The sequence below is a fragment of the Companilactobacillus paralimentarius DSM 13238 = JCM 10415 genome (assembly GCF_001434985.1).
Classification (GTDB): Bacteria; Bacillota; Bacilli; order Lactobacillales; family Lactobacillaceae; genus Companilactobacillus; species Companilactobacillus paralimentarius.
In genome coordinates, this window is the sequence record NZ_AZES01000021.1 from 21,049 (window position 1) to 27,117 (window position 6,069).

Annotated in this window: 5 protein-coding genes; 1 reads left to right on the plus strand and 4 read right to left on the minus strand. The window is 33.7% G+C overall.

Going from position 1 to position 6,069, the window contains the following annotated elements; translation table 11 throughout:
- Window positions 1-170: 170 nt before the first annotated feature.
- Entirely contained in the window at window positions 171-2,174 is a 2,004-nt protein-coding gene (ppk1, locus tag FD33_RS02490; RefSeq protein WP_025086294.1) for a polyphosphate kinase 1, read from the minus strand.
- Between the two features lie 8 nt (window positions 2,175-2,182).
- Window positions 2,183-3,553, minus strand: a complete 1,371-nt coding sequence (locus FD33_RS02495) for a DUF2252 domain-containing protein (RefSeq protein ID WP_025086293.1) — start codon at window positions 3,551-3,553, stop codon at window positions 2,183-2,185.
- Between the two features lie 295 nt (window positions 3,554-3,848).
- Here FD33_RS02495 and FD33_RS02500 point away from each other — a divergent pair, with 295 nt between their 5' ends.
- Window positions 3,849-4,253, plus strand: coding sequence for a MerR family transcriptional regulator (locus tag FD33_RS02500; protein WP_025086395.1), 405 nt, complete (start codon window positions 3,849-3,851; stop codon window positions 4,251-4,253).
- A gap of 36 nt (window positions 4,254-4,289) precedes the next feature.
- Here FD33_RS02500 and FD33_RS02505 read toward each other — a convergent pair whose 3' ends face one another.
- Both FD33_RS02505 and FD33_RS02510 read right to left on the minus strand, forming a co-directional pair.
- A complete protein-coding gene (locus FD33_RS02505) occupies window positions 4,290-5,129 on the minus strand; it encodes a DNA/RNA non-specific endonuclease (RefSeq protein ID WP_025086396.1) in 840 nt (279 codons plus the stop codon).
- A complete protein-coding gene (locus FD33_RS02510) occupies window positions 5,129-5,851 on the minus strand; it encodes a sunset domain-containing protein (protein ID WP_025086397.1) in 723 nt (240 codons plus the stop codon). Before FD33_RS02510 ends, FD33_RS02505 begins: the two co-directional genes overlap by 1 nt.
- Window positions 5,852-6,069: the final 218 nt, after the last annotated feature.

A 6,069-nucleotide genomic window follows, 5' to 3' on the forward strand; every position in this document is an offset into this window, starting at 1 on the left:
TGTTATCAAACAAAAAATCCAAACTTAGCAATAACTAAGAAAACATGTTAAACTTAGTCTTTCAAATCTAACAAAAATAGCCACCCAGAAATGGGTGGTTATTTTTATACAATCAATTAAAAGCAAAAAAAAATAGAACTCATGACGAATTCTATAAAAATCCCCAAATTTTAATTTGTTTTAATGTACTTTCTCCACTTCAAGCGGCTTAGCCAAGTCTGTTGTGCAGAAATTCCATTATCTTTCTCTTCTTTGACATAATCACCATCGGAATCTAACCAATAAGAATTCTCTGTATCCTTCAAGAAGGTATTGATAATCTTATTTAATTTCAATTTTGATTTTTCCTCAACAATTGGAACAGCTAATTCGACACGACGATCTAAGTTTCTGGTCATCATATCAGCTGACGAAATCCAAACATCAGTATGATCACTACCATATTGGAATTTGAAAATCCGACTGTGCTCCAACAACTGCCCCACAATACTCTTCACACGGATATCTTCTTTTGGTCCACAGATACCGATTTTCAATGAACATGGACCTCTAACAATCATTCTAAATGGTAACCCTTGTCGAGCAGCCTTGTAGATTGCATTAATGATCTCAACGTCAGTTAAACCGTTGACCTTCATGAAGACTCCACCTTGACCATCACGCAAATATGCTTCAGTAGCCAAGCGAATATTCTCAATTATCATTTTCTTAATACCATCTGGTGATGTTACTAATAGATTGTATTCAACTTTGGTCTCATTAATTAGGTAATCAAAGAATCTTGTTGCATCATCGATATACATTTGATTGCTTGTAAAATAGCTCAAATCGGAAAAACCATTAGCAGTGATTGCATTGTAATTTCCCGTTCCAATTTGAACATACCCTCTATTGTCGCCATGTAATACCAAACAAATCTTTGAATGGACTTTATTAACTTTGTCACCGAATAAAACTTGAACGCCAGCTTCACGTAGAAATTTGGTTACCTCAATATTATGAACTTCATCAAATCTAGCCTTCAGTTCAACAATAGCGGTAACCTCGATACCTTTTTCTGCGGCTTCTTTCAAAAGTCTCAACAAATCAGAATCTTTTTCCGTACGATAAATTGTGATAAGAATCTTAGTTGTCTTAGAATCATGGACGGCTGCTTCCAAATAATCAATGAAGACACTATACGAATCATATGGATATTGAACTAGCAATGAGGAATGTTTCAAATAATCCAATATATTCTTAGATGGATTCCACTTTAATGCCTTGAAAGGTGGAAAAATCAAATCCTTATGATCACGATAACGCTTGAAAAGTGTATTCAAGAATTTAATATCAACTGGCCCTGGTATCTTATAAACACTTTTCTTACTGATATCAAATAGTTTGGCAAAATACTCACGACTATGGCTTTCGCCGTTGCAGGCGAATTCTACTCGCATAATATTACGCAATTCTCTGGTATCAACGTAATTGATCATCTTATTCAAGTATTCATCATCAGTCATATCTTTACTTAAGAAGTCATATGGTTTGTTCTGATCGTAAGTAACTCGGAAAACATAAGTCTTCTTGATCTTATATTTTCTAATCAAATCGGTCGCAACATTACGAATAACGTCTTCAATCAAAATATAGTGATTTTCAATGCCAGTCTCCACTAAACGATCCAAATCCTCAGGAACCGGACTAGTATAAATGTGATGTGGCGTTTCCATCAATAAATTCAGATTACGGCGATATTTGTAAGTCTTGGAGAATCTTTGCATATCAATCCGTGGCAAGATTTTTTTATTAAAGTATTTTTTAACAGTTTTCTTTTCAGAATCCTTTAATTCATCGTACTTTAATATATAGAACAATTTTCTATTACGCGCATCTTGCATTGATGCTTCATATTTTTTGTACTGCTTAGCAATATTTCTAGAATTAAATTCATAAACCAAATTAAGAACTTCATCACCAGTTAAATCTGTTCTCTTTTCAGTTTTATTATTAATAACCATACTATCAATATTGTGCATTCTTACTCGGAAGAATTCATCTAAGTTGTTTGAAGCAATGGACAAAAAACGTAGTCTTTCTAAAAGTGGTACATCACTATCATAGGCCTGATCAATTACTCTATTATCAAATAGTATCCAGCTTAAATCGCGATTATAAAATTTCCTTTTCATTAAAATGACTACCCTTCATCTTTTAAATCCTTCTGGAATGATTCAAAGTCGTACTCCACTTGTTGAGCATAACTGTTAGTAAAATTCATTAGTGAGTTAGCTATATCAGCATACTCTTCACCAAATCCTATAATCAAAGGATAGTTTGGTGAATGTGAATGCGCTCTGGCAAGGAGAATAACACAGACTTTTGTATAATCCTTGAAAGATTCAAAATCTAGTTTATCTAAATTAATAGATGATTTCATATCCTTGAATTGACGCATATAAAAACTATATTGCTCAGTATCAAAGGCCCCTAAAAACGGATCAGACGCACTTTGCAAGATCAATTGACTGTTAACAATATTCTGACCCTGACTAACTTTACTATCAAAATACAACTCGTCATTATTATAGATAGGTAAAGCCTGTTTGGCTTGTAAAACTAAGTAGTTACTATCCAAATCTCTCAATAAAATTAAATAACAAAGTGTACCAACACTGCCAACTCCGACACTATGGCGAACAATATCAATAATTTTAAAGTCTTCTAAAAACAGTCTAACATCACTACGTTGGTTTTTCTTATACTTTTCGTATCCACGTGCAACACTCTTATAATCTTTTTTACTTATGTGTTGTGTGACCGGTTTATTTTCAACAAAACGGCGCTGACCATCGTTTACTTCGGTATATTTTTCAATAACTAATTTAGAATTACTCTTTTGCGCCTTCTTGATACTTTTAGCAATCATATTGTTAAAAGATTCTTGGAAATATTCTTCATTATCCTTGAGTTTACCGAATATCTCCGTAATATTTTGAAGTGTATTAGGCAAGATAAAACGTTTCATTTCCGAAATTTTTGTCATGTGCTTCAAGGTATCAAAATAAGTATCAACGACTGTTAAGAGGTACTCTTGAACATCATTCTCATCAAAGCCATGTGAACGAGCAACTAAAAGTGCACTCACCAACAAGCGTTTTAAATCGTATTCCCAATGACCTAAATGAGCCTCATCAAAATCATTCATATCAAACAATAGCTGTCCTTCAGACGAACCATAGAAACCGAAGTTTCCTAAATGAGCATCCCCACCGACCAAAACACGAATACCACTATTCTCATTTCGTGAAAGATCGTAATGCATCACGTCAACAGTTCCACGGAAGAATGCAAAAACAGACTTAGACATTCTTTGGCGTTTAACTTCCAATAATTCGGGAACTAATAATTTGTTTTTGATATTTAATATTTTATGAATATTTCTTTTTTTAGGTTTAAATGTATTAAACGAATCTGAAACTGCGGTCGCAAAAAAACGGCCTTTAATAATTAAGCGTTCAGTACTCTTAAACGCATCAGTATCCTGGAAAGTATATGGTGTATTAATCATGCCTTCATCACCTCAATTTGTATTATACAATAGCTAACACTGATAACTATTGTCTTTAAACACTTTTTTCTAAAAATATTATATTAGTCAAATATATTTTTTAAGTATAGTTTAACTTTTATATAAAAATCTATTTAATAACATTTTTCTCTATCATGAGTGTTAAAGGTGGACAAAAGATGAATTGTTTGTAAAATTTTGATGTTTTTAAATTTATTTTTCCATTATGTACATTATTAAACTTTTGAACTCAAAAGGTGTCATCATAATGTCGCATCAAGAAGGGTGTGATCATATGTTCAAAATTTCTGAAGCTAGTAAAAAAGTTGATTTACCAATTGCTACGATTCGTTACTATGCAGAATTGAATATGATTCCCTCTTTAAAGAGAAACATCGAAAATCAGCGTATATTCGATGATGAATCGATAACTTGGCTCGAAGGTATAAAATTTTTCCGTGAACTAGGTATGCCCATTGCTGAAATCAAAGAATACATTGAACTAAGTCAAAAACATGGTAAGGCAGCTTTAATTAAACGACATAAATTACTTATTAAACAGGAACAAAAAGCACAAGACAATGTCATTCAAGCCCAAAATAATTTAGACGAATTAAAACGTCGAATTACCTTAGAAAATGAAATCATTAAAGGACACAAGCAAGATAGTTTGAACCCAGCTCGAAGATTCAATCAATAAAAAAAGTCGGTCACAATTAGGCCGATTTTTTTATTTTTAGCCAACTTGGCTTGTTCCGTCTGCGTAATTTATAGTAACGCCTGATTGAACATTAAAAATATAAACATTGAAGTGAACCGAATCGTCTCCAACAGATTGAGCTTCCATTTGAACACCACGAGGTAATAATTCATTGCCTCTAAAAATTGGCGTAACACGATATCTAACATAATGCGAACTGCTTTGTTTCAAATAATAAGCAATATCCATTTCATGAGCTAACATTTCTGGACTATTCAATGAACGTGTACCCGTCATCAAATTCTTAGGATTATTATTTTGGCCTGTTAATTGGTAACCGATCAAATGACTACGATTGTACAACCAACCACCGCTAATCCGTTTATTATGCCACCCAGTTGGATTCCAATGTAATGCTTCTCTCTTAGCTGATGGCATTTTTGATACGTTCAACAAAGCATTAGCGGCTGTCACTCGGTTCAAATTATCCAAATCACCATACTGATCCCAAGCACCCTTAGCCGTGCTCAAATCCTCTTGTGAGAAATTAGGCTTATTATCATTGACGATAATTTCTTGAGTTCCGTTGTAATCTAGATTAGCCAAATCAGATGTATTAGATGTATTTTGAGTAGTCTTATTACTATGTTCATCGATAAACTTTTGATCGTCAGAAATCTTATTCTGCAACGATTCAATCGACTGTTTGAGCTTCTTATTCTTGGCTACTAATTTTTTAGTTTTCTTCTGATAAGAATAATTTTTTACAGTTTCTATTTTAGTGTGATTGTTCTCTGCGGCCTGACTTTCATTGGCACAAGCTGTTACAGAAGGAACTAATGCCAATAAAACTAACAATTTAGCTAATTTTTTCATTAGACTTTAGACCTCCTATAACCAGCATTAATAGCATCCTGTTCTGTATTGAAACGGACAGCATTAGACGAATTCATATTGTATCCTCGTTGACCAGGTACATGATAAATATGGCTTCTTGAATTACCAATAATTGTTCCTGTTTCAGCAGTATTCATATCCCCCTGCTGCGAAGTAGATTGTTGTGATTGAGCTTGCTGCGATTGCTGTTGCTGCTGTTGTTGAGCTTCTTGAGCCTGTTTCTGCTGTCGCTTTTGAGCAGCTTCTTGTTGTTTTTGAGCCTCTTTAGCCTGTTGCTCTTCTTGTTTCTTAGCAGTGGCTTGCTCTTCTTCAGCCTTTTGCTTAGCTTCAGCCTCTTGAGTCTCTATATCATCCCGCTGGCCCTGTAATTTATCTTCTTGCTTAGACAACTTTTTTTTCTTAGCAATTAGAGCCACATTTTCCTTCTTGGCAATATCATATTTGTCTTTGCCAACATATTTAGTTTTCTTAGATATTTTTTCTGTCTTATTGGAACTATCAGAACTAGAACTCTTTTCCGTATTACCTCCTGTAACTCCAACCATGACAAAAGAAACAACCATAACTGCAACGCTAATTAACAATTTCTTTTGGTTACGCTGTCTAATTCTAGTATTTTGCCTGTGCTTAAACCATTTAAACCCATAAACAAAAATAGCAACCAAAGATACCATCCACACTAATACCATGATGGTTTCCATCCCCTTAGCCCCCTTTTACTTGTATATCTACATGATATAGGAGTAAAAGGAGCTAAACAAGGCAAAAAAAAGAACCCTTTAATATCAGGTTCTCTCTTTATTAACGGTAGAAAATAGTACATTTTGATATGTCCTATTGTTAATTAATTTACATCATCCAAAATTGGATTGAAGTCAATATTTGAGACAGGTTTTAAGAGACATTCAGAACCGCGTTT

Coding starts and splice junctions, on each gene's coding strand:
- ppk1 (WP_025086294.1), bottom strand. CDS start 2,174: ATGAAAAGGAAATTTTATAATCGCGATTTAAGCTGGATACTATTTGAT.
- FD33_RS02495 (WP_025086293.1), bottom strand. CDS start 3,553: ATGATTAATACACCATATACTTTCCAGGATACTGATGCGTTTAAGAGT.
- FD33_RS02500 (WP_025086395.1), top strand. CDS start 3,849: ATGTTCAAAATTTCTGAAGCTAGTAAAAAAGTTGATTTACCAATTGCT.
- FD33_RS02505 (WP_025086396.1), bottom strand. CDS start 5,129: ATGAAAAAATTAGCTAAATTGTTAGTTTTATTGGCATTAGTTCCTTCT.
- FD33_RS02510 (WP_025086397.1), bottom strand. CDS start 5,851: ATGGAAACCATCATGGTATTAGTGTGGATGGTATCTTTGGTTGCTATT.